Below are 20,804 nucleotides of genomic sequence, written 5' to 3' on the forward strand. Positions count from 1 at the left end.
CATTGCGAGCGAGGATTGTCATGGCTGGAATTATGAGCCGCCGCCTGGATGTCGATGCCCTGCGGGCGCTGGTCGCGATCGAGAAACATGGCGGTGTCACCCGTGCGGCCGAGGTTCTGGGTTTGTCGCAATCGGCCGTCAGCCACAAGATGAGGCGGCTGGAAGCGAGCCTCGACTGCGAAATCCTCAGCCGGAAGCCAAACGCGCCGCTGTTCACCACGGCCGGGCACGATCTCCTGGGTTATGCGCGGCGCATCCTGGGAATTCATGACGAGGCGGTACTGAGCCTCTCGAAAAGCACGCTGCAAGGCAAGATCGCGCTGGGAATGACCGAGGATACGACCTGCACGGATCTCTCGCGCATTCTTGGCCGGTTCCGCAGGCTTCATCCCGAGGTGAGCGTCCGTACGCAAGTGCGCATGAGCCTCGTCTTGCGGGAGCAGCTCAGCCAGGGGGCCCTTGACGCCGCGATCGTCCAGCTGTTCCAGCACGAGGTTCGCCCTGCCGACATCGTCCTCTACCGCGAGACGCTGCACTGGGTGAAGTCGCCGGATCTGGTCCTGTCGAAGGAAAAGCCGATCCCGTTCCTGTCCTTCGACGAGAACTGCTTCTATCGGCGCTGGGGCCTCGATCTTGGGCAGGACGAGGGAACGGTGTTCGAGACCGTGTTCGAATGCTCCAGCGCAGCCGGTATCATCGCCGGCGTGACCTCCGGGCTCGGCGTCGCGCTCTTGAGCCAGCGGCACCTGCAACCCGGCATGGAGGTCGTCGACAAACACTTCCCCAAGCCGCCGGACCTGGCCTATGTGATCAGGCGCGCACGCAACTCCCGAAATCCCGCGCTGGAGACTTTGGTCAGGGAGATCGAAGCCGAAGTCAAACGCTACGGGGCGCTTCAGATCGCCGTTTGAACAGTCGTGCTGGCCAGGAGCGTGACAAGGCCGTCACAGAGCACGCAGCGGCGCGATTCACTGGTATCCTGAAAGAATGCTGGGATGGAATTAGGCATGGCGAAGCTCGTCTTCGGAATGAATCAGTCACTGGACGGCTATGTCGACCACGAGGCATTTGCGCCCGATCCCGCGCTGTTTCGTCACTGGATAGAGCAAGTGCGCGGCCTGACGGGCAGCGTGTACGGCCGTCGCATGTACGAGGTCATGCGCTACTGGGACGAGGACCGTTCCGAGTGGACCCCTGAGCTCCGCGAATTCGCGACGGCGTGGCGGAGCCAGCCGAAGTGGGTCGTGTCGAGCACGCTGCAGTCCGTTGGCCCCAACGCCACGCTTGTCGAAGGCGGCCTGGCGGAGATGATACGTGACCTGAAGGCTCGGCTCGCTGGGGAGATCGCCGTTTCCGGACCGGACCTGGCGCGAAGCCTGACCGACCTCGGGCTTATCGATGAGTATCGTCTCTACATCCATCCCGTCGTGCTTGGTCACGGAAAGCCATTCTTCGCCGGCCCCCGGCCGCCGCTCCGGCTCGTGGCCAGTGATTTGATCGGGGAGGAAGCGATCAGGTTGACTTATGTTCCTGCGTAGGCACGCAACTCCCCGACGGACGGGCGCGTCGGGCGGAGCGCCCGCTCACCTCTCCGCAAACGCGCGGGCGAACGAATCCACCATCGGCCGCGCCAGATACTCGAAGAAGGTCCGGTCGCCGGTGTTGATGAAGGCTTCGACCGGCGTTCCCGGATAGAGTTGCTCCGGCTTGACGCCGGGCGGGAGCGCGTCGGCGATCTTCAGCTTGGCGCGGAAATAGGGTTCGTGGGTAGCCTGGTCGATCAGCCGGTCGGCCGAGATCTGCGTCACCGTCGCCGATACCTCTGGCGTCAGGCGCGCGTTGAGCGCCGACAGCCTGAGCTTCGCCGGCTGGCCGACGCGCACCTGATCGACGTCTTTCGGCCGCAGCTTGGCATCGACGTTGAGGCCCGACGCGGTCGGCAGGATCTCCATGATCTTTTCGCCGGGCGCGATCACGCTGCCTTTCGAATTATAGGTGGAGGACACCACGATGCCCGCCGCCGGCGCCTTGATCGTCGTGCGCTGAAGCACCGCTTCGGCTGCCCTGATCTGCTCCTCGATGTCGGCGAGGTTGGTGCGGACCTCGTCGAGTTTGGTCAGCGCTTCCTCCACGCGCTGCGTGGTCAGTCGCTCGACCTGCACCTGCGCCTCGACGATCTGGCTGTTGGCCCCGGCAAGATTGGCCTCCAGCGCGCCGGCCTGGCCGACCAGATCGGCTTCCGAGCGCAGCAGCTGCGAATATTCGGTGCGGTTGGTGAGGCCCTTGTCGAGCAGGCCTGTCTTGATGCCGAGCTCCTTCTTCACCAGATCGGCCTGCTGCTCGATGGCGAGCTTCTGGGCGTTCAAGCCCACGACCGACTCGCGATGCATGGCGACCCGCTGCGCCATGATCGATTGCTCCGACCGGAACCGGGCGAGCCGGGCGTCGAACTCCTTCTGCTGCTCGCGGATGAGGTTTTGGAAATCCTGCTGGAACGGCGCCGGCGCTGCCTCGGTGATCGGCGCGAGCCTGTCCAGCCCGTCGCGCTCGGCCTCCAGCCGCGCCATGCTCGCCTTGAGCGCGATCGACTGCCTCGTCAGACGGTTGAGCTCGGCTTGCGCGGCCGTCCGGTCGAGCAGGATGAGGTCCTGGCCCTGCTGCACGCGGTCGCCCTCGCGGACCAGCAGCTGCTGGATGATGCCGCCCTCGGGCTGCTGGATGAGGATGTTGCCGCCCGTCGCCGAGATCGTGCCCTGCGTGATCACCGCGCCGGACAGCGGCGCGCTCACCGCCCAATAGCCGAAGCCGCCCGCAAAGAGCGCGATTGCCGCATACCCTATGAAGGCCACGCGCCGGAAGTCGGTGCGCGGCTGTCCATCCCAGGCAAGGCTCTCGATCGTCATCGTCTAGGATCCGAAGCGGATGCCGTGCGTGCGGATCATCGGCGCGAATGATCCGGTCACCACCGTGCCCTGCTGGGCGGCCGGGGCGTTGCCGGCGCCTCTATCGACAGTGGACCGCCGCAGCACCTCGGCGCTCGGGCCGAAGGCCTCGATCACCCCACCGCGCAGAACCATCACGCGGTCGCAGGCCGTTGCGATGGACGGGCGATGTGTGATCACGAGGATCGTGACGCCCGCCGCTCGCGCGGCGACCAGCACCACTTCGAGCGCCGCCTCGCCGCTGCCGTCGAGATGGGAACTGGGCTCGTCGAGCACGAGAATGCGCGGGTTGCCGTAGAAGGCGCGCGCCAGCCCGATCCTCTGGCGCTCGCCACCCGAGAGCGTCCTGTCGGAAGGGCCGATCATTGTCTGGTAGCCGTCGCGCTGCGCCAGGATCAACTCATGCGCCTGGGCGCGCCTGGCGGCCTCGACGATCGCGGCGTCCTCGGCCTGCGCGTCGAAGCGGGCGACATTGTCGCCGATCGTGCCGGGAAAGAGCTCCACCTCCTGCGCCAGGTAGCCGATCTGTCGCCCGAGCTGTTTTTCCTCCCAGGTCCTGAGGTCGGCGCCGTCGATCCTCACTGCGCCCCCGGTCGGCTGCGCGGCACCGACAAGCAGCCGCGCCAGCGTCGATTTGCCGGCGCCGCTCGGCCCCACGATCGCCACCGCTTCGCCGGCGCCGATCTGGAAATTCAGCCGCTTGAGGATAGGTTCGGTGCCGGGCTGTGCGTTCGGTGCCATGAAGAAAACGTCCTGCACCGAAATCGCGCCTAACGGATCGGGGAGCGCCAGTTTCCGCTTCTCGGCCGGGTGCGCAGCAAGCGCCGTCTCCAGCCGCTTCCAGGCCCGCTTTGCCTCGACGATTTGCCGCCAGGCGCCGATCAGCTGGTCGAGCGGCTGCAGCGCGCGCGACGACACCAGCGAGGAGGCGAAGATCATACCCGCCGTCATCTGCCCCTCGAGCACCAGCCATGCGCCGGCGCCGAGGATCGCCAGCTGCAGCATCATGCGCAGCGCCCGCGAGGCGCCGCTGAAGATCGCATTGGCGCTCGAGGAACGGTCGTAAAGCGTGAGCGCTGCCCCGACATGCCGCCCCCAGACCCGAGCGGCGTTCTCGACCATGCCCATGGCGCGCAGCGTTTCGGCATTGCGGGCAAAGACCTGTTCCGCATGGCTCGCCAACGCCGAGCGTTCCGCGGACATGGCATCGTTCCGGCCAATGGCGAGCTGGTTCGCGACGACAAGGACGAGCAGAAGCACCGCGCCGGCGACTGTCACCCAGAACAGCACCGGATGGATCAGATAGAGCAAAGCGAGGAAGACGGGCGCAAAGGGCAGGTCGAACAGCACCGCCACGCCGCGCGACCGGACGAAGGCGCAGACCGAGGCGAGATCACGCAGCGGCGACAGGCCGCCGGCATATTTGGGCGCCAGCGAGAGGGCGAATGTCCTTGCCCCGAGCTTCCCGTCGACGGCGGCCGCGACGCGCTGCGTGTAGACGGCGCGGATCGCGTCCAGCAGTCCGAGGAAAGCGAGCGCAAGAACCGCAATCGCCGACAGATAGACCAGCGTCTCGACGCTGGAGGAGGGCAGCACGCGGTCATAGACCTGAAGCAGATAAAGCGGGATCACCAGAAGCAGGATGTTGATCAGCAGCGAGAAGAGCCCGACATCGCCGACGGCGCGCAGGAACACCGCCCGCAGGCTCGACGGTGCAGTCATATCGGCCGCCGCTGCATGATCCCGGGACATCGAACCGATCGCCTGAAAATCTTAAGCGTGGCCCCCAAACTCGGAACCGTGATGCAGCGTGCTGCTGCCGAAGCTGTGCGTGGCAGTGCTGTGCGTTGCGGTGGTGGTGCTGCTGGTGGCGATCAGGGGGTTAGCCTCCACAGCGTCCAGCGTATAGGCGCGGATGTAGTCGATCTTCATCTCAGCCGGTGTGGCAAGATGATCCGGCGGCGCGCCGGCCTGGCCGCCGATCGCAAGATTGACCAGCATGTACATGGGCTTATCCATGTCCGAGGGCGTCTCCGCTTCCGCGACCTGCACGCCGTCATAGGTCCAGACAAGCTTGTCCGGCGTCCACAGCAGGCCATAGGTGTGGAAACCGGCAGTATCCATCGCATTCACCGTAGACCCGACCATGGTGTGCGTACCCGTCTCCATCGTATGCGCGGTCATCAGAAGCGAGTTCGGGGTCTGGCCGTATCTTTCGATGACGTCCAGCTCAGGCGGCCACGAGCCGTCTTCCGGCAGCAGCCAGAAGGCCGGCCAGGCGCCGGCGTTTTCCGGCAGGTCGGCGCGCATTTCGAAATAGCCGTATGTCTGCGAGAAGCTGTCATGCGTGGTCAGGATGCCGGACGTGTATTCGTAATTGTTGATCAGCGGCTTGATGTCCGCCGGCGCTTGCGCCGCGGTGATGGTGAGCACGCCGTTGTTCACGCTGAACGGGTGGACCGAGCTCGTCGGCGCGTAATTGGCGTCGATATACCATTGCAGCTCGTTGTTGGTGGCGAGCGTGCTGCCGTTCGGCGCGCCCCACCAGAAGTTGGTATCCCACGTGCCGCCTTGGCTGTTGTGGAGGTTCAGCGCGTTGAAGTCGTCGCTGAAAGACAGCGTCATGTCGGACTTGTCGATCGGCAGCTGGAATTGGCTGGGCTGCAGCTTGTCGATGGTCGTGTCCTTGAACATGAGGATCTCGCCGGATCCGAGGTTCAAGATGACGTTCGGTCCCGCCTGGATCATGTTCGAGTGGATGGCGTCGAAGGAAGTGAACCCATAGCCATCGAGACGGACGCTGTCAGTCGCGGCAAAATTGGCGATCAGGTCGCTTCCGTTGCCTTTCGCGATGATGAAAGTGTCGTAACCGCCGCCGCCATCGATCAGCACATCATTGCCCTTGCCGCCGTCCAGCGTCTGGTGGCCGGCCTTGGCGGTGATGATGTTGTCCAGGTCGTTTCCAAAAGCGTAGTTCTTGGCGTTGGTGACGATCAGGTTCTCGACATTGTCGGGAAGCGTGTAGCTCATCCATGTGCTGATGGTGTCGATGCCTGCCCCATAGCCCTCGGCCACCTTGTTGCCCGCGGCATAGAGATAATAGATGTCATCGCCGTAGCTCCCGTGCATGGTGACATTGACGCCGGAAGCTCCATAGAAGGTGTCGTTTCCGGAGGTGCCCCACAAGTCCGGTCCGGACCCCGCGGCCGAGTACCAATGGTTGGACGAGCCGCTATAGGGGAGAGGAACGCCTACGGCATTGACGAAGCTGCTCATCGGACAACCCTCCTCGCAATACACGGCTTGCTTGAATCGGCATGCGAACTCAACCGATCGCTAGCGGGTCAACTTGTAATTCCGGGTATCGTTCCAAGGAATTGTGTAATAGTACAGAGAAATTTGCCGTTCGGCGATCAATTATTCGCAAGAAAAGAGAGTGAGAACGCCCTAATACAATTTGCACGCGAGGGCTCACTCAGTTTTACACAATATTACTAATTTCTTTTATCAAAAATTAAGCATCGCGGCGCGAGGAGTTCGCGTAGGCGGCACGACTCACCTGAGCGGCGGGGCCCGATCCGGCGGATGCTCGCCTGATGCATTCCGCGCTCAAAGGGCGGCGTCGTCGGCTCACGCCTTGCCCATCGCGATCGACTTGAGGAACGCGGCCGCCAGTCCCTTGGCAACGGCCTGGTCGAAGCCCGCTTCGCGCATCGTCTCGATCGCGGCCGCTATCGTGCCGCGATAGCCGAGAAAGGCCTCGACCGTATCGGCCGGTGAAGCGTCGTTGAGCTCCAGCAGCCGGCCGGTTCCGGTGAGCACGGTGTTGACCGCGCGGCGCGCGACCTCCGGCTTGAGGCCGAAGGCCACGGCGTCGCGCATCATCGCTTCGGCGAGCAGGGCAGGGAAGGCGGGCCCCGAGCCCGTCAGCCCGGTGAGATAGTCGATGTCGCGCTCGCTGCCGACCTCATCCTCAACGCCGCAGGCTCCGAAGATCGCGCGCACGGTCGCGCGGTCCAATTCGGTGGCGTCGCCGCTCGCGATCCACGGCGTGTACGATTTGCCGACCTCGGCAGCCGCGTTGGGCAGCGTGCGCACCACGCGGCCGGTGCCGTGCTTCTCGCCGATCTCGGCCATCCGGATGCCGGCCATAACCGAAATCACCAGCTTGCCCTTGGCATCCAGCTCGAGCGACGGCCAGTCCTGCGGCCGCACGGAAAGCATGATGACGTCCGAGCGGTCGGCGAGCGCCTGGTTGTCGTCGGTCCAGAAGACGCCTGGAAAGCGATCCGGCTTGGTGCTGCGATAGGAGAGGGCAAGGTTCTCCGCCCGCGCGACGCCGGCCGAAAGCGCGGCACCCGCGATGGCGCCGCCCAGCCAGCCAGCGCCGCCGACAATGCCCAGCCTGAGTGAAGCGCTCATCCTTGTCTCCCTTGCAGTCTTAAGGGTGCGGGAGGCGGCGGCCGCTGTCCAGCGGTCAAGCCGCAGCCGCGTCAGTCCGCTATCGACCGGGCTGGAAAAACCAGCCTGCCGCAAGACCGAACCCCGACAACGCCATCGCAACGGTCGAGAGCCAACCGAGGCAGGCGCGCAGCGTTCCGGAGCATGGGCCGGGAGAGCAGTGTATGCGCAACTCTTGCGCCGGCTCCCTCCTGCCATCGGGGGGCGTTCGCCGGCCACGCATTGCCGGCGAAACGACCCGCCTGCCGAAAACGAGCCTCAGTACCCCCGCATCAATCCACCATCGACGCGGATGTTCTCGCCGGTGATATAGGCCGCGCCGTCGGAAGCGAGGAAGGAGATCGTTGCCGCCACTTCCTCGGATGTGCCGTAGCGCTTCATCGGCACGCTCTGGCGGCGTTCCTCTACGCCGGGCAGGCTGTCGATCCAGCCCGGCAGCACGTTGTTGATGCGGATGTTATCGGCCGCATAGGTGTCGGCAAAGATCTTGGTGAAGGCGGCGAGCCCGGCGCGCGCCACCGCCGAGGTCGGGAAGGCGACGCTCGGCTCGAACGCCCAGGCGGTCGAGATGTTGATGATGACGCCCGCCTTCTGCTTCTGCATCACCGGCGTCACCAGCCGGGTCGGTCGCACGACGTTGAGGAAATAGGTGTCGATGCCCTTGTGCCAGTCCTCGTCGCTGATCTCGATGATCTGCGCGCGCGGCCCGTGGCCGGCGCTGTTGACCAGCACGTCGATGCGGCCCCAGCGTTCCAGCCCGCCGTCGGTCAGCCGCTTCAGATCCTCGTTCGACTGGTTGGAGCCGGTGACGCCGAAACCGCCGAGTTCGTTGCCCAGCGCCTCGCCCTTACCGGAGGAGGAGAGCACGCCGACCTTGAACCCGTCGGCGGCCAGCCGCTTCGCCGCCGCTGCGCCCATGCCGCTGCCCCCCGCCGTCACCAGAGCTACTTTTTCTCCTGCCATGTCGCTGTCCATCCTTGTTGAAAGCGCCTCTGTTAGCACGCGGCGGTGCAGGGCACGAACCGGTTTGGATTGCGCCACGATGGCGATTGGCGAAAGCGGACGCGGAGTCCGAACGCCATGCTCACACGTTGAAACCGCTCATCAGCGCCTTTGACACCACCGCACAGCGTCCGGGCTTCACGTCGCCCGCCTTCAGTGGTACGCCCTTTCCAGCCGGCACCGCCGGCCGGTACCAGCTCCGCAGCGCCTGGTCGCTGGCGCAATAGCCCCAATTGACGAGATCGATCGTCTCCTCGCTTCCCAGGAAATGAAGCGACGTGCCGATATCGGCAGGCGCGATTGCCGCGCTTTGCACGAAGCTCGGCTCGGCGGCGTCAGGCTTGCTGGCGATCGACCAGTAGACGCCGCGGGTGGCGGCATAATCGGGCCGGGTCGCGTCATTGGGCAGGCCCTGGTCGTCGGCATCCTTCGCCGCCTGGAAGCGGGCGATGAGGTCGCGCCGCCTGAGCGAGCGCACCTGGTTGTCGGTGGTGTCGAGCACGCGCTTCAACTGCGAGAACCAGTTCCAGTAACCGGAGCTCGACGCCCGCCAGGGCGCGCCGGCGTCGCTGACCAACAGCCAGCGGCAGCGCTTCAGCGCCGGCTCGATGCCGTGATTGTCATAGACGCCGCCATCGGTGAGCACGGCGCGGCCGGCCGGGACCGGCGGGCCGACGCTCGCGTCGAGCTTGTCGTTCTCCCACGCGAACTGAGTGAGGTCGAGCCTGAGCGGCGACAGAAACGGCGGGAAGGCGGACGACGCCGCGACCGCGGTCGCGACCGGCAGGTCCGCATGCTTGGCCATGCCGATCCGGTAATCGGCAATGTAGCGGTTGGACATGCGAAACAGCGAGCCGGTGCTGAGATTGCTCGAGCAGAACACGAACCACGGACGCCGGGTCAGGCTCTTCAGCGTCGGCACCTTGCCGTCGAGCAGATGGCGCTCGTAGCAGGTGGCGACTTCGCTCGCCGCGCTCGAAAACGGGTTGAACACGCCCTTGAGGATCGACGGCGCGTCAAGGAAGACCTGCGAGAAAGCGAGGATTTTTTCGACGTAAAGCTCGCGGAAATTCGTGGCAACGCCGTCGGCAAAGCTGAGGCGCGGCCAGAGAACCGCAAGCAGCCCGGCGGCGATCGAGCCGCCCGAGACCGAACTGACCATGTCGATTTTCTGAAGCAGGCCGGCCTCGTTCAGCCGGCAGAGCATGCCGGCATGGAACAGCATGGCGCGATAGCCGCCGCCCGACAGGCAGAGGCCGAGCTCGTAATGCTCGACCTTGTCGTCAGCCGGTGACGATCCGGCTGGAATCGGCTCCATCGCGCCCCCCTTCTGCCTGTCCGTTCGGCATTCGAGCTCGGCTTTGCTCAATCCAGCCCAGCGCAGCCATTCTGGCAAGCGGGGGAAACGCGTAACGTCGCGGAGTGGAAAGCGGGGCCGCTTGCCGGCCGCTTCGTCGCGGCCGGCCGCATAGACCTTGCGATCGATCTTTACTGATTAATCTCGGGCTCGACGAGCCTTGCCAGGTTCTTGAGCGACTCCTGCCAGCCGAGATAGCAGGCCTCGGCGGGGATGGCGTCCGGAATGCCGGCCTGGGTGATCTCCATCTCCGTGCCGACCGAGACTTTCTTCAACGTCACCGTCACCTGCATCTCGCCGGGCAGGTTGGGATCGTCGAACTTGTCGGTGTAGCGCACGAGTTCACCCGGAAGGAGCTCGACATAGTCGCCGCCGAAGGCATGGCTTTCGCCCGTGGTGAAGTTGCGGAACGACATTTTGAAGTTGCCGCCGGCCTTTGCATCCAAGTGATGGACCGTGCAGGTGAAGCCGTTCGGCGGCAGCCATTTCGCCAGCGCGTCCGCCTCGATGAAAGCGCGATAGACTTTTTCAGGTTTGGTGGCGAGCACGCGGTGCAGGCGGACAGTGCTGGGCATATCGTGTCTCCTGTTGATTGCCGGTCTATGCTCCTATGACGAACGGTGATTGGCCAGTCCGACATCGATGGAGAAGTTTTTTGATCGCTGCTGCCGATCTCTCGATGGGGAGATTATCCGAACCGGTTGCCTTGCACGCCGCGCACGCCGGGCCTGAGCGCGAACAGGCCGCCTTCGAAGGGGTTGGCGTCGAGATGCTCGGCGCTCATGGTGAAGCGCGCCGAGGTGACGAACAGCGTGTCGAGGCCGGGGCCGCCGAAGGCGCAGCTCGTCGGCCAGCTGCAGGGCAATTCGGCGATCCGGTCCAGCCTGCCGTCGGGCGCGATGCGGGCGAGGCAGCTTCCGCCAACCACCCGGCAGTTCCAGATATAGCCCTCTGCGTCAAGGCAGGAGCCGTCCGGCAGGCCGCGCTCGAAGCCGGTGAAGAAGGGGAGCGCCCGGCCGAGCCGTCCCGCCTTCTTGTCCCAGTCATAGCTGTAGAGCGCGTTCTTCGTCGTGTCGGCGGTGACGAAGCGTCCGTCGGGCAGCCACACCATCGTGTTGGTGATGCCGAACCGGTCTTCGCTGAGCGGCGTCACATTGCCCTCCCGGCCGACCCGGTAGAGCCGACCTTCATCGCTGGCGATGGGCACCGGCGCGTCGTCCGGGCCGATGTTGTTGGCCATCGTTCCAACCCAGAACGAACCGTCCGGCGCCACCACGCCCTCGTTGAGCCGCGTTCCCGGCCTGTCGTCCTCGATCGTCGCGAGCGTCCGGAACGGCCCATCGAAGTCCCATAGCGCGATCTCCTTGCGCAACCCGACGATCGCGCCGCCGTCGTTGCGCAGGCCGACCGAGGTCACGAGATCGGGCGTCTGCCAGCTTTCATGCGCGCCGCTCAGCGGATCCAGCCGATGGATCCTGCGGCCGATGATGTCGACCCAAACCAGCCTTTCGCGGCGCTCGTCCCACACCAGGCTTTCGCCGACCACGTCGCGCGCATCGAAGATCAGGCCGGCTTGCTTCTCGTGCATGGGGCGCCTCGGGGCAGGGTGTCAGAAAATCAGCTTGACATATATCTTTAAGCCGAAATATGAGCAATTCAACATCAACCTGTCATACAGGTGTTGAGGAAACGCATGCAAGAGCAGACGGACCCACCGGATGAACCGAGTCCTGGCCTGGTCAGCACGGCGATTCAGGCGATAACCCAGCACATCCGCTCGGAAGGCCTGGCGCCCGGCGATCCGCTGCCCAGCGAGGCCGCCATGACGCGCCAGCTCAACGTTTCCCGAACGGTCGTGCGAGAGGCCTTCCGCTCGCTGTCGGCGATGCGGCTGATCGACATGAGCGCCGGGCGCCGCGCCACCGTCGCCAAGCTCGACACCGGCGCCATGTCGATGGTGATCGAGCATGGCATCACCACCCAGCAGATCAGCGTGCAGCAGGTCTATGACGTCAGGCGCACCATCGAGATGCGCACCGTGGCGCTGGCCGCGCTGCGCCGCACCAACGCGGAAGCCGCGGCGATCGCCCAGTCGGCCCGGCTGATGCGCGAGAGTTGCAAGAGCCCCGAGACCGTCATGGAGCATGACATCGCCTTCCACGAGGCGATCGCGGCGGCCTCGCACAATCCGGTCTTTTCGCTGATCGTCACCGCCTTCAGCGGCGTGACGCGGCGCACCTGGGTCATCGGCTGGCGAACCCGTTCCTCCGACGAGGACCAGCTCAAGATGATCAAGGGCCATGAGGACATCGCCGACGCCATCCTCAAGGGCGATCCGCGGCTTGCGGCCGAGCATATGGCCGAGCATTTCGACAAGAGCGTCAAGGCGCTGATCGACGCGGGGATAGCCTGATGAAGATCCGCGCCATCGAGACCGTCCGCATCGAGGAACGGCCCAACCTGCTCTGGGTCGAGGTTCATACCGACGAGGGCATCACCGGACTCGGCGAGACGTTTTATCTATCGCGCTCCGTCGAGGAATATCTGCACGAATATGTGGCGCCCAGGGTGATCGGCCGCGATCCGCTGGAGATCGATCTTTTGGCCGCCGATCTCGTCGGCTATCTCGGCTTCCGCTCCAGCGGCGCCGAGGTGCGCGGCAACTCCGCCTTCGACATCGCGCTGTGGGACATTTTCGGCAAGGCCACTGGCCAGCCGGTCGCGCAGCTGCTCGGCGGTTTCAGCCGTCGCTCGATCCGCACTTACAACACCTGCGCCGGCACCGAGTACATCAAGGACGCCAAGGGCCAGACGACGGCCAATTACGGCATCGGCGCCGGGCGCGATTACGACGATCTCAACGCCTTCCTCACCCGCGCCGGCGAGCTGGCCGAGGAATTGCTCTCCGACGGCATCACCGCAATGAAGATCTGGCCGTTCGACCACGCGGCGGAGAAGACGCGCGGCAACGACATCTCGGCGGCCGACTTGAAGGCGGCGCTCGAGCCTTTTGAAAAGATTCGCAAAGCCGTCGGCGACAAGATCGACATCATGGTCGAGTTCCATTCGATGTGGCAGCTCCTGCCGGCGATGAGGATCGCCGAGGCGCTCAGGCCCTACGCCACCTATTGGCACGAGGACCCGATCCGCATGGACAGCCTCGGCGATTTGAGGCGTTACGCCGCCGCCAGTCCGGCGCCGATCTCGGCCTCCGAGACGCTGGGCAGCCGCTGGGCTTTCCGCGATCTTCTGGAGACCGGAGCGGCCGGGATCGTCATGCTCGACATCTCCTGGTGCGGCGGTCTGTCGGAGGCGCGCAAGATCGCTTCGATGGCCGAGGCTTGGCGGCTGCCGGTGGCGCCGCACGACTGCACCGGTCCGGTCGTGCTCGCAGCGTCCACCCATTTGTCGCTCAACGCGCCCAACGCGCTCGTCCAGGAAAGCGTGCGCGCCTTCTACCGCACCTGGTACCGCGACTTGGTGACGGCGCTGCCCGAGGTGAAAGACGGCATGATCACCGTGCCGCCGGGGCCTGGGCTCGGGCTGGCGCTCAGTCCCGATCTTGGCAAGGCCTACACCGTCCACCGCCGCGTCAGCAACCAGACGGACATTTAGCCCAAGGCGCACATCTAAGATCCATAGGGAGGAACAAACATGAGAAAACTGACAGCAATGCTTCTGCTCGGCGCCGCCCTTATCGGCGGGCAATCGGCCGCCAAAGCCGACGGGCTCAACATCGTCTTTACCCATCATTCGTCGGCCTCCAACACATTCTGGCAGGCGGTGAAGAAAGGTTTCGATGATGGCTGCGCCAAGGTCGAGGCCAACTGCAACATGGTCTTCACCCAGACCGAGGGATCGATCGAGCAGCAGGTCGCGAACATGCGCGCGGCCCTTGCCGCCAAGCCCGACGCGCTGCTCACCTCCATCGTCGACGACCATGCCTTCGACGATGTCATCAAGGAGGCCCGCGACGCCGGCGTGGTGGTGATCGCCGTCAACGTCGACGACACCGAAGGCGCCAAGGGCAATGCGCGCCAGGCCTTCATCGGCCAGGGCTTCAAGCCAGCCGGATACTCGCTCGCCAAGGCGATTTCCGAGAGCTTCCCGAAGGATGGTCCGATCAAGGTGCTGGTCGGCATCTCGGCGCCGGGCCAGAACTGGTCGGAAACCCGCGGCGCCGGCGTCATGCAGTTTCTCGAGGAGTACAAGGCCGCTCATAAGGACCGCGACCTTTCGTGGGAGCGCATCGACAGCGGCACCGATCTCGCCATCACTTCCGACCGTGTCGGCGCCTATCTCAACGCGCATCCCGACACCACCGCCTATTTCGACACCGGCTTCTGGTGCGCCGGTGTGGCGCGCGTGCTGGCCGATCGCGGGCTCGCGCCGGGCAAGGTCCTGCTCGGCGGCTTCGATCTCGTGCCGGAAGTGCTGCAGCAGATGCAGAAGGGCTATGTCCAGGCGCTGGTCGACCAGCAGCCCTACATGCAGGGCTTCATGCCGGTGATGGAAGTCTATCTCAACAAGAAGCTCGGTCTTGCGCCTTCCGACATCGACACGGGGCAGGGCATCGTGCGCCAGAAGGACGCCGATGCGATCATGGCGCTGTCCGCGCAGGGTATGCGCTGAGGTCGCATGCCTTTGAGATTGGCCGAGACGCCCGTCACCGAAATGCTGGCGGGACATCACCCCCTTGTCCTGCCGGACCGTCCGGCAGGACAAAGGGGGGTGTGAAGGAACGCGGCGCCACAGTACCTTTCACAATCACCGCACCGGAGCCTTTCATTGAAGCGCCTGTTCAAGACCTATCTCGAGAAGCCGGAACTGGCCGGGCTGATCCTCCTGGTGCTGCTCATCGTCCTGTTCCAGGTCCGCTCCCACGGCGTGTTCCTGAACCAGGACAATCTGCGCGGCATCCTCGGCATCCTGCCGGAGGCCGGCCTCGTCGCCATCGGCGTTACCATCCTGATGATCAGCGGCGAGTTCGACCTGTCGGTCGGTTCGGTCTTCGCGCTGATGCCGATGACGATGGCGGTGCTGATGGTGCAGGGCTGGCCGTTCCCGCTGGCGCTGCTCGCCGGGCTGCTCGCCTCGGCGGCCATCGGCTTCATCAACGGTTACGTCACCATCCGCTTCGCCATCCCGAGCTTCATCACCACGCTCGGCATGCTGTTCATGGCGCGATCGCTCACCGTTGTCATTTCCGGCGGCTTTCCGCCGCTGTTGCCCGCCGACCTGCCGACTTGGCTGTTCACCTCCTTCGTCGGGCCGGGCAACATGTTCCGCATGTCGTTTCTGTGGTTCGTGGCGGTCGCGGTGCTGACCTCGCTGATGCTGTCGCGCACCAATTTCGGCAACTGGATCAAGGCTACCGGCGGCTTCCTGCCGGCCGCCGCCGCGATGGGCATCCCGACGGCCAGGGTCAAGATCGTCTGCTTCATGCTGTGCTCGGTGCTCTCGGGCTTCGCCGGCATGCTGCAGGTGCTGCGGCTGGGGTCGCCGCTGCCTTCGATCGGCGAGGGGATGGAGCTGCAGGCGGTGGCATCCGCCGTCATCGGCGGCGCCTCGCTCGCCGGCGGCATCGGCACCGTCATGGGCGGCATCATCGGCACGACGCTCATCCGCGTCATCGACAACGGCCTTGTGCTCAGCCATGTCGACGCCAACTGGTTCAAATTCGCCATCGGCTTCCTGACCATCTTTGCCGTCGTCGCCAATGCCTGGATGCGCAAGCGCGCCAAGGCCATCAAGATGGAGGGCTGAGCCGTGAGCGATGCCATCATCTCTGTGCGCGATCTGCACAAATGGTATTCCGGCGTGCATGCCCTCAAAGGCGTCACGCTCGACTTCAAGCGCGGCGAGGCGCTCGGCCTGGTCGGCGACAACGGCGCCGGCAAGTCGACCTTGATCAACATCCTGTCCGGCGTCCATCGGGCCGACCAGGGCGAGATCAAGGTCGAGGGCAGGGAGGTCAGCATCGCGACGCCGCGCGACGCGATGGATCTCGGCATTGAGACCATCTACCAGTACAATTCCATGGTCCCCACCATGTCGATCGCCCGCAACCTGTTCATCGGCCGTGAGCCGATCCGGTTCTCGATCCTCGGCGTAGGCATCCTCGACCAGAAGAAGATGGCCGAGGAAAGCGTGCGCGCCATCGCCAATGTCGACCTGCATCTGCGCTCCCCCGATGCGCTCGTCGGCGAGCTCTCCGGAGGCCAGCGCCAGGGCGTCGCGATCGCGCGCGCCATGCACTTCAAGTCGAAGGTGATGATCCTCGACGAGCCGACCAATCACCTCTCGGTCAAGGAGACCAACAAGGTGATCGGCTTCGTGCGCGGCCTCAAGGAACAGGGAGTGACGGGCGTCTTCATCAGTCACAACATGCACCACGTCTTCGAGTGCTGCGACCGCATCGTCGCGATGGCGCGCGGCGAGATCGTGCTGGACAAGCGCATCGGCGACACCTCGATCGACGAGGTCCATTCTGTCCTGTGAGGGTTAGGCAATGAAGGCGCTCGCTGGTCGTAAAGTGTTGCTGACGGGCGGCCTCGGCTCGCTCGGCCGGGCCCAGGCGGTGACGCTGGCGCGGGCCGGCGCGCGCGTGCTGGTGCTCGACCGCCCCGACATCGGCGATGCCGAGCAGACGGTGGCGGGACTTGCCGGGCAGGCCGCCGGGGGCGATATCGCCTTCGTCGGCTGCGATCTCAACCGGCTGGCCGAGGCGGAAGCGGCCGTTGCCGCGCTGGCGGCGAAGGAAGGTGGGATCGATATCCTGATCAACAACGCGGCGCTGATCATCAACCGGCCGTTCGAGCAGTTCTCGCTGGCCGAATATGAGGATCAGATCCGCGTCAACTCCTCGGCCGCCTTTGCGCTGGCGCGGGCCTGCGCGCCGGGCATGAAGGCGAGGGGCTACGGCAAGATCGTCAACTTCTGCTCGATCACGCTCAACGGCCGCTGGGACGGCTACGTGCCCTATGTCGCCTCGAAGGGCGCCATGCTCGGTCTCACCAAATCGCTGGCGCGCGAGCTCGGGCTGCATGGCATCCGCGTCAACGCCGTGTCGCCCGGCGCGGTGGTCTCGGAGGCGGAGGCGCGCGTCTTCGGCGACCGGTTGAAGCAGTACAATGACTGGATCCTCGAGAACCAAAGCCTCAAGACGCGCATCGAGCCTGAGAACATCGCCGACCTCGTGCTGTTCCTCGTCTCACCCGCCTCCGACATGATCAGCGGCCAGAACATCGCCATCGATGGCGGCTGGTGAGGATATGGCCGGCGCGGTCGAGCTGAACGACGGGCAGGCGAGGCTGGTCCTGGCGCCTGAGAAGGGCGCGGCGATCGCGCGCTATGACGCGCTGGTGATCGGCAGCGCGCCGGTTCCGCTGCTGAAGCCGGGCGATGGCACCGGCACGTCCGGCTGCCAACTCCTGGTGCCGTGGTCGAACCGCATCTCCGGCGGCGGCTTCACTTTCGACGGCCGCTTCCACGCGGTCGCGCCGAACGTTCCGGGCGAAGCCTTTCCGATCCACGGCGACGGTTTCCAGAAACCGTGGCGGCTTGCCCGCCGCACGGACACCGAGGCGGAGCTGGTGCTCGACGAGGGCGCGATCGGTCCTTACCGCTATGCTGCTACCGTGACCTATGCGCTGCGGGACGGCGCGCTGGAGGCGCGGCTGACGGTGGAGAACCGCGCCGGCATGCGCCTGCCTTACGGCCTCGGTTTCCATCCGTGGTTCCTGCGCGGCGACACAACCCTGCTCGAGGCCAAGGCCGGGCGTGTCTGGCTGGAGGACGAGCGCCATTTGCCGGTCGGCGTCGTGCCGGTGAGCGAGCGCCCGGCCTGGGATTTCTCGCGCTCCATCCCGCTGCCGTGGGACTGGGTCAACAACGCCTTCGACGGCTGGAATCGTCGCGCCTCGATCACGCAGCTCGAGGAGGGGATCGGGGTCACGCTCACCGCCTCGCCGGAGCTTGGCGTCTATATCCTCTATTCCCCGTCATCCGACGCCGACTTCTTCTGCTTCGAGCCGGTGTCGCACCCGGTCGATGCGCATCACGGCGAAGGGCTGACGGTGCTTGAAGATGGGCAAACGATGAGCGCGGCGATGCGGCTGGACTGGGCGGTGGCGGGTTGAGGGCAGCCGACCGAGCGCGTGATCTCAACCCTTGAGGGGGAGATGGCCGGCAGGCCAGAGAGGGTCGTCTCACATAGATCGCCAGCATTGTCTTCGTCGCCGACGACGCCGGCGTTTCACGCGCGGCGACGCCCTCTGTCGCCTTCGGCGACATCTCCCCACAAGGGGGAGATCGGACGGCGCGTCGGCTTTCGCCAATCTCCAGCGCCGCAGAGCAGATGCCGAAGCACCTCCCTCACAGCTCCTTCTCCGCCAGCTCCCTGAATTCATCCGGCACCGAGCGCGCTGCTTGCAGCGCGACGGTGCCGTAGCCGACGGCCTGCTTGCCGAAGCGCTGGCGGATCTTGTCTATGGCGCGGTCGGCGCCGAAGCGGGCGAGGCCTTTGCGGCTGCCGGGCTTCAGCTTCTCGTCCGCCAGGCCGAGCGGCAGTTCGAGCTGCAGCTCGGCATGCTCTTCCAGATGCGAGACCGAGATCGCCAGCAGCGAGATTTCCCGTTCGCCCGGGTGAGCGGCGAGCACGCCTCTGACCAGCTCTTCCGCGACGTCAGCGAGCATGGTCGTCGCCTGGATCGGCTGCTCCAGCGTCACCGAGCGCGTGACCGCGCGCATGTCGGCAAAGCGCACGCGCACCGTCACCGTGCGGCCGGGCCGGTCCTTGGCGCGCAGGCGGCTGGCAACGCGGTCGGCAAGATGTAGGAGCGTCGGCACGAAGACGCGCGGCAGCGCCGGTTTGCGGCCCAGCGCCGACTGCGCGCCGGCCGAATGCGCGCGGCGATGCGTCTCCAGCCGGCGCGGGTCGCGGTTCCAGGCAAGGGCCGCGAGCTTCTGGCCGGCGGCATGGCCGATCAGCCGCTCCAGCGCGCCGCTATGCGTGCGCGCCAATTGCCCGATGGTCTCGACGCCGATCTCGGCGAGCCGCGCTTTGGTTGCCGGACCGACGCCCCACATCAGCGACACCGGCAAATCGTGCAGAAAGGAAAGCTCGGTGCCAGGCTCGACCACCACCAGCCCGTCGGGCTTGGCCACCTGCGAGGCGATCTTGGCGAGATGCTTCGTCCGTGCCACCCCGATCGAGATCGGCAGGCCGAGCTCGCTCTTCACGCGGCGGCGGATGGTTCGCGCAATTTCGTCCGGCGGTCCGAACAGATGCGTGCAGCCGGCGACATCGGCGAAAGCCTCGTCGATCGAGATGCGCTCGACCAGCGGCGTGAAATCGTCGAGCACCTTGATCGCGGCGTCGCCGAGACGCTGGTATTCGCCGAAGCGGCCGCCGACGAAGATGAGCTGCGGACAGAGCTCGCGCGCCCTGCGGCCGGGCATGCCGCCGCGCACGCCAAAAATCTTCGCCTCATAGGAGGCGGCAAGCACTACGCCGCCGCCGACTGCGATCGGCTTGCCGCGCAGCGACGGGTCGAGCAGTTGCTCGACCGAGGCGTAGAAGGCGTCGAGATCGGCATGCAGGATCGTAGCGGCCGAAGCGGCGTTCGTGGCGGCCATCGCGCTCCCGGCTCCATCCATCCGCTTTGCGGCATCGCAGCATTAGCAGCAACTGTTGTAAGCGGTAATGCGTGTGAACATAAAGAGAACAAAAGGAGTTTCCTGTCAAGCGGCAAGCTGGGGATGAGAACATGTGCAACCCGTCACAACCAAGGGCTTTGACCGGTTGCGCCGGTGTGCTCCCCTTTGACGGGTTGACCGCGAGACCAGGGAGGGGCGCGAAGGATCGCGGCCCAAAACTGCGTCATGCTAGACGAAGTCAGGAGCCGAGCGACGCGCGAACACCAGGATGACGAAGTGCGGCCGAGCCGGAGATCCAGGTTCTGAGACGATGGCGGGACAGCGCCCGCTCTGATCGTCCCCATGGGGGATCGGCTGTCCCTTGGCCGACAGCCCCTAGACCGGCTTGGCGTATTGCTCGGCGCTCAGCACCTCGATGCATTGGAACGGCTCATTGCCTTCTACCCAGGCGTCATGCCCGGGCGGGATTGTATAGGAGGTGCCGGCCTCGAAGGTCTTCTGCGTCCCGTCGTCCATGCGTATGGTGATCGTTCCGGACACGACATAGCCGACATGCGAGACCTGGCAGCTGTCGGTCTTGACCACCGGCTTCACGCATTCGGACCATCTCCAGCCCGGCTCCATGTTGAGCCGCCCGAGCGTGTAGCCCGGCAGCCGCACCACTTCGACCCGGGTCTTGGCGGGCGAGCGAACCTCGTCGGGATTGTTATGCGACTTGGATGCGAGGTTGGTGACCTTCATTGCAGCTTCGGCCATGGCATCCTCCCATTTCCAAGGATTGCAAGCGGGGCCTGACGCGCGATCGTCGGCGACCGCTGCTGGATTGATACGACTTTCGATGAATGATTGCTAATGTAATTGCCGGGCGTGGCGCGAAATCGATTTTGCCGCGCAGGCCCTATTGCAAGCACGCTCTGCCGGTGTTTTGCTGTTCCTTGCGCCTGGCACGACGGTGGTTGAGGGGCCACCCCGTTTCTCGCTCCTTGGGGAGAATCCTGTGAACCCTCGGCAAGTGAATTTCGCCAATAGTGCGGCGGCAAAGCCAGGCCCCGTCCGCGATAGTCCATATTCATTTCCGCTCGCGGGCGCGCGCTCACCGCGCCCATCGAAACCGCCATAGGCGAGGCCAAGCCGGATGGAAGGCGATACTCGAAAAATCAGAAAAACTGGGAGGAATCATGCTTCATCAGGTAGGGAAAACGGAAACCCGTCCGCCGGTCGGGGCAGGGCGCCGCACTCCGCCGGCGCTTCGCCAGTGCTGCGACAACTATATCTGTCCGACCTGCGATCAAGTCGTCGAACTGACGGATTTCCGCCAGGTCGTCTGGCATCAAAGGCCGGGCCATCGGCCGATGGATTTGGATGACTGAGCGGACCTGCCC

The 20,804-nt window shown here is 65.2% G+C and carries 20 protein-coding genes; 10 read left to right on the top strand and 10 right to left on the bottom strand.

Annotated elements, in window-relative coordinates; all coding sequences use genetic code 11:
• Window positions 1-20: 20 nt before the first annotated feature.
• A complete protein-coding gene (locus P9254_RS14725) occupies window positions 21-911 on the top strand; it encodes a LysR family transcriptional regulator (protein WP_278056713.1) in 891 nt (296 codons plus the stop codon).
• Between the two features lie 96 nt (window positions 912-1,007).
• Entirely contained in the window at window positions 1,008-1,538 is a 531-nt protein-coding gene (locus P9254_RS14730) for a dihydrofolate reductase family protein (protein WP_067322019.1), read from the top strand.
• Between the two features lie 45 nt (window positions 1,539-1,583).
• Here P9254_RS14730 and P9254_RS14735 read toward each other — a convergent pair whose 3' ends face one another.
• The 8 genes from P9254_RS14735 to P9254_RS14770 all read right to left on the bottom strand — a co-directional run bounded on the left by P9254_RS14735 (window position 1,584) and on the right by P9254_RS14770 (window position 11,350).
• Window positions 1,584-2,903: an HlyD family type I secretion periplasmic adaptor subunit gene (locus tag P9254_RS14735; protein ID WP_278056714.1), complete on the bottom strand. Its 1,320-nt coding sequence runs from the start codon at window positions 2,901-2,903 to the stop codon at window positions 1,584-1,586.
• A gap of 3 nt (window positions 2,904-2,906) precedes the next feature.
• The gene (locus tag P9254_RS14740) at window positions 2,907-4,664 is read right to left on the bottom strand and encodes a type I secretion system permease/ATPase (protein WP_278056716.1); all 1,758 of its coding nucleotides are present in this window, start codon (window positions 4,662-4,664) and stop codon (window positions 2,907-2,909) included.
• A 51-nt stretch (window positions 4,665-4,715) separates the two neighbouring features.
• On the bottom strand, window positions 4,716-6,218 hold the full coding sequence (locus P9254_RS14745) for a family 16 glycosylhydrolase (RefSeq protein ID WP_278056717.1): 1,503 nt from the start codon (window positions 6,216-6,218) through the stop codon (window positions 4,716-4,718).
• A 354-nt stretch (window positions 6,219-6,572) separates the two neighbouring features.
• Complete coding sequence (locus P9254_RS14750; RefSeq protein WP_278056718.1) at window positions 6,573-7,364, bottom strand: pyrroline-5-carboxylate reductase family protein; 792 nt, start codon at window positions 7,362-7,364, stop codon at window positions 6,573-6,575.
• Between the two features lie 297 nt (window positions 7,365-7,661).
• Window positions 7,662-8,366, bottom strand: a complete 705-nt coding sequence (locus P9254_RS14755; protein ID WP_278056720.1) for an SDR family oxidoreductase — start codon at window positions 8,364-8,366, stop codon at window positions 7,662-7,664.
• A gap of 121 nt (window positions 8,367-8,487) precedes the next feature.
• Window positions 8,488-9,723 carry a patatin-like phospholipase family protein gene (locus tag P9254_RS14760; protein ID WP_278056722.1) on the bottom strand — a complete coding sequence of 412 codons (1,236 nt, stop codon included), beginning with the start codon at window positions 9,721-9,723 and terminating at the stop codon, window positions 8,488-8,490.
• Between the two features lie 170 nt (window positions 9,724-9,893).
• On the bottom strand, window positions 9,894-10,337 hold the full coding sequence (locus P9254_RS14765) for an SRPBCC family protein (RefSeq protein ID WP_278056723.1): 444 nt from the start codon (window positions 10,335-10,337) through the stop codon (window positions 9,894-9,896).
• Window positions 10,338-10,450: 113 nt separating this feature from the next.
• Window positions 10,451-11,350 (bottom strand): SMP-30/gluconolactonase/LRE family protein, encoded by a 900-nt coding sequence (locus P9254_RS14770; protein ID WP_278056725.1) that lies wholly within the window; start codon window positions 11,348-11,350, stop codon window positions 10,451-10,453.
• Window positions 11,351-11,455: 105 nt separating this feature from the next.
• Between P9254_RS14770 and P9254_RS14775 the strand changes: the two genes are divergently transcribed.
• The 7 genes from P9254_RS14775 (at window position 11,456) to P9254_RS14805 (ending at window position 17,903) form a co-directional block, all read left to right on the top strand.
• Window positions 11,456-12,175 (top strand): FadR/GntR family transcriptional regulator, encoded by a 720-nt coding sequence (locus P9254_RS14775; RefSeq protein WP_095778886.1) that lies wholly within the window; start codon window positions 11,456-11,458, stop codon window positions 12,173-12,175.
• Window positions 12,175-13,377, top strand: coding sequence for a mandelate racemase/muconate lactonizing enzyme family protein (locus tag P9254_RS14780; RefSeq protein WP_278056726.1), 1,203 nt, complete (start codon window positions 12,175-12,177; stop codon window positions 13,375-13,377). The genes P9254_RS14775 and P9254_RS14780 overlap by 1 nt, the downstream gene beginning before the upstream one ends.
• A gap of 39 nt (window positions 13,378-13,416) precedes the next feature.
• On the top strand, window positions 13,417-14,394 hold the full coding sequence (locus tag P9254_RS14785) for a sugar ABC transporter substrate-binding protein (protein WP_278056727.1): 978 nt from the start codon (window positions 13,417-13,419) through the stop codon (window positions 14,392-14,394).
• Between the two features lie 156 nt (window positions 14,395-14,550).
• Window positions 14,551-15,528 (top strand): ABC transporter permease, encoded by a 978-nt coding sequence (locus P9254_RS14790; protein ID WP_278056728.1) that lies wholly within the window; start codon window positions 14,551-14,553, stop codon window positions 15,526-15,528.
• Window positions 15,529-15,531: 3 nt separating this feature from the next.
• Window positions 15,532-16,263, top strand: coding sequence for an ATP-binding cassette domain-containing protein (locus tag P9254_RS14795; RefSeq protein ID WP_278056730.1), 732 nt, complete (start codon window positions 15,532-15,534; stop codon window positions 16,261-16,263).
• Between the two features lie 10 nt (window positions 16,264-16,273).
• Entirely contained in the window at window positions 16,274-17,032 is a 759-nt protein-coding gene (locus P9254_RS14800) for an SDR family oxidoreductase (RefSeq protein ID WP_278056731.1), read from the top strand.
• Entirely contained in the window at window positions 17,019-17,903 is an 885-nt protein-coding gene (locus P9254_RS14805) for an aldose 1-epimerase (RefSeq protein ID WP_278056732.1), read from the top strand. Before P9254_RS14800 ends, P9254_RS14805 begins: the two co-directional genes overlap by 14 nt.
• A 235-nt stretch (window positions 17,904-18,138) precedes the next feature.
• Here the strand turns inward: P9254_RS14805 and dinB are convergent, their stop codons facing one another.
• Window positions 18,139-19,401: a DNA polymerase IV gene (gene dinB / locus P9254_RS14810; RefSeq protein ID WP_127403184.1), complete on the bottom strand. Its 1,263-nt coding sequence runs from the start codon at window positions 19,399-19,401 to the stop codon at window positions 18,139-18,141.
• A 396-nt stretch (window positions 19,402-19,797) separates the two neighbouring features.
• Window positions 19,798-20,178 (bottom strand): cupin domain-containing protein, encoded by a 381-nt coding sequence (locus P9254_RS14815; protein WP_278056734.1) that lies wholly within the window; start codon window positions 20,176-20,178, stop codon window positions 19,798-19,800.
• A gap of 422 nt (window positions 20,179-20,600) precedes the next feature.
• Here P9254_RS14815 and P9254_RS14820 point away from each other — a divergent pair, with 422 nt between their 5' ends.
• Complete coding sequence (locus P9254_RS14820) at window positions 20,601-20,792, top strand: hypothetical protein (RefSeq protein ID WP_278056736.1); 192 nt, start codon at window positions 20,601-20,603, stop codon at window positions 20,790-20,792.
• Window positions 20,793-20,804: the final 12 nt, after the last annotated feature.

This window comes from Mesorhizobium sp. WSM4983, from assembly GCF_029625765.1.
Lineage (GTDB): Bacteria > Pseudomonadota > Alphaproteobacteria > Rhizobiales > Rhizobiaceae > Mesorhizobium.

Coding starts and splice junctions, on each gene's coding strand:
- P9254_RS14725 (WP_278056713.1), top strand. CDS start 21: ATGGCTGGAATTATGAGCCGCCGCCTGGATGTCGATGCCCTGCGGGCG.
- P9254_RS14730 (WP_067322019.1), top strand. CDS start 1,008: ATGGCGAAGCTCGTCTTCGGAATGAATCAGTCACTGGACGGCTATGTC.
- P9254_RS14735 (WP_278056714.1), bottom strand. CDS start 2,903: ATGACGATCGAGAGCCTTGCCTGGGATGGACAGCCGCGCACCGACTTC.
- P9254_RS14740 (WP_278056716.1), bottom strand. CDS start 4,664: ATGACTGCACCGTCGAGCCTGCGGGCGGTGTTCCTGCGCGCCGTCGGC.
- P9254_RS14745 (WP_278056717.1), bottom strand. CDS start 6,218: ATGAGCAGCTTCGTCAATGCCGTAGGCGTTCCTCTCCCCTATAGCGGC.
- P9254_RS14750 (WP_278056718.1), bottom strand. CDS start 7,364: ATGAGCGCTTCACTCAGGCTGGGCATTGTCGGCGGCGCTGGCTGGCTG.
- P9254_RS14755 (WP_278056720.1), bottom strand. CDS start 8,366: ATGGCAGGAGAAAAAGTAGCTCTGGTGACGGCGGGGGGCAGCGGCATG.
- P9254_RS14760 (WP_278056722.1), bottom strand. CDS start 9,723: ATGGAGCCGATTCCAGCCGGATCGTCACCGGCTGACGACAAGGTCGAG.
- P9254_RS14765 (WP_278056723.1), bottom strand. CDS start 10,337: ATGCCCAGCACTGTCCGCCTGCACCGCGTGCTCGCCACCAAACCTGAA.
- P9254_RS14770 (WP_278056725.1), bottom strand. CDS start 11,350: ATGCACGAGAAGCAAGCCGGCCTGATCTTCGATGCGCGCGACGTGGTC.
- P9254_RS14775 (WP_095778886.1), top strand. CDS start 11,456: ATGCAAGAGCAGACGGACCCACCGGATGAACCGAGTCCTGGCCTGGTC.
- P9254_RS14780 (WP_278056726.1), top strand. CDS start 12,175: ATGAAGATCCGCGCCATCGAGACCGTCCGCATCGAGGAACGGCCCAAC.
- P9254_RS14785 (WP_278056727.1), top strand. CDS start 13,417: ATGAGAAAACTGACAGCAATGCTTCTGCTCGGCGCCGCCCTTATCGGC.
- P9254_RS14800 (WP_278056731.1), top strand. CDS start 16,274: ATGAAGGCGCTCGCTGGTCGTAAAGTGTTGCTGACGGGCGGCCTCGGC.
- P9254_RS14805 (WP_278056732.1), top strand. CDS start 17,019: ATGGCGGCTGGTGAGGATATGGCCGGCGCGGTCGAGCTGAACGACGGG.
- dinB (WP_127403184.1), bottom strand. CDS start 19,401: ATGGCCGCCACGAACGCCGCTTCGGCCGCTACGATCCTGCATGCCGAT.
- P9254_RS14815 (WP_278056734.1), bottom strand. CDS start 20,178: ATGGCCGAAGCTGCAATGAAGGTCACCAACCTCGCATCCAAGTCGCAT.
- P9254_RS14820 (WP_278056736.1), top strand. CDS start 20,601: ATGCTTCATCAGGTAGGGAAAACGGAAACCCGTCCGCCGGTCGGGGCA.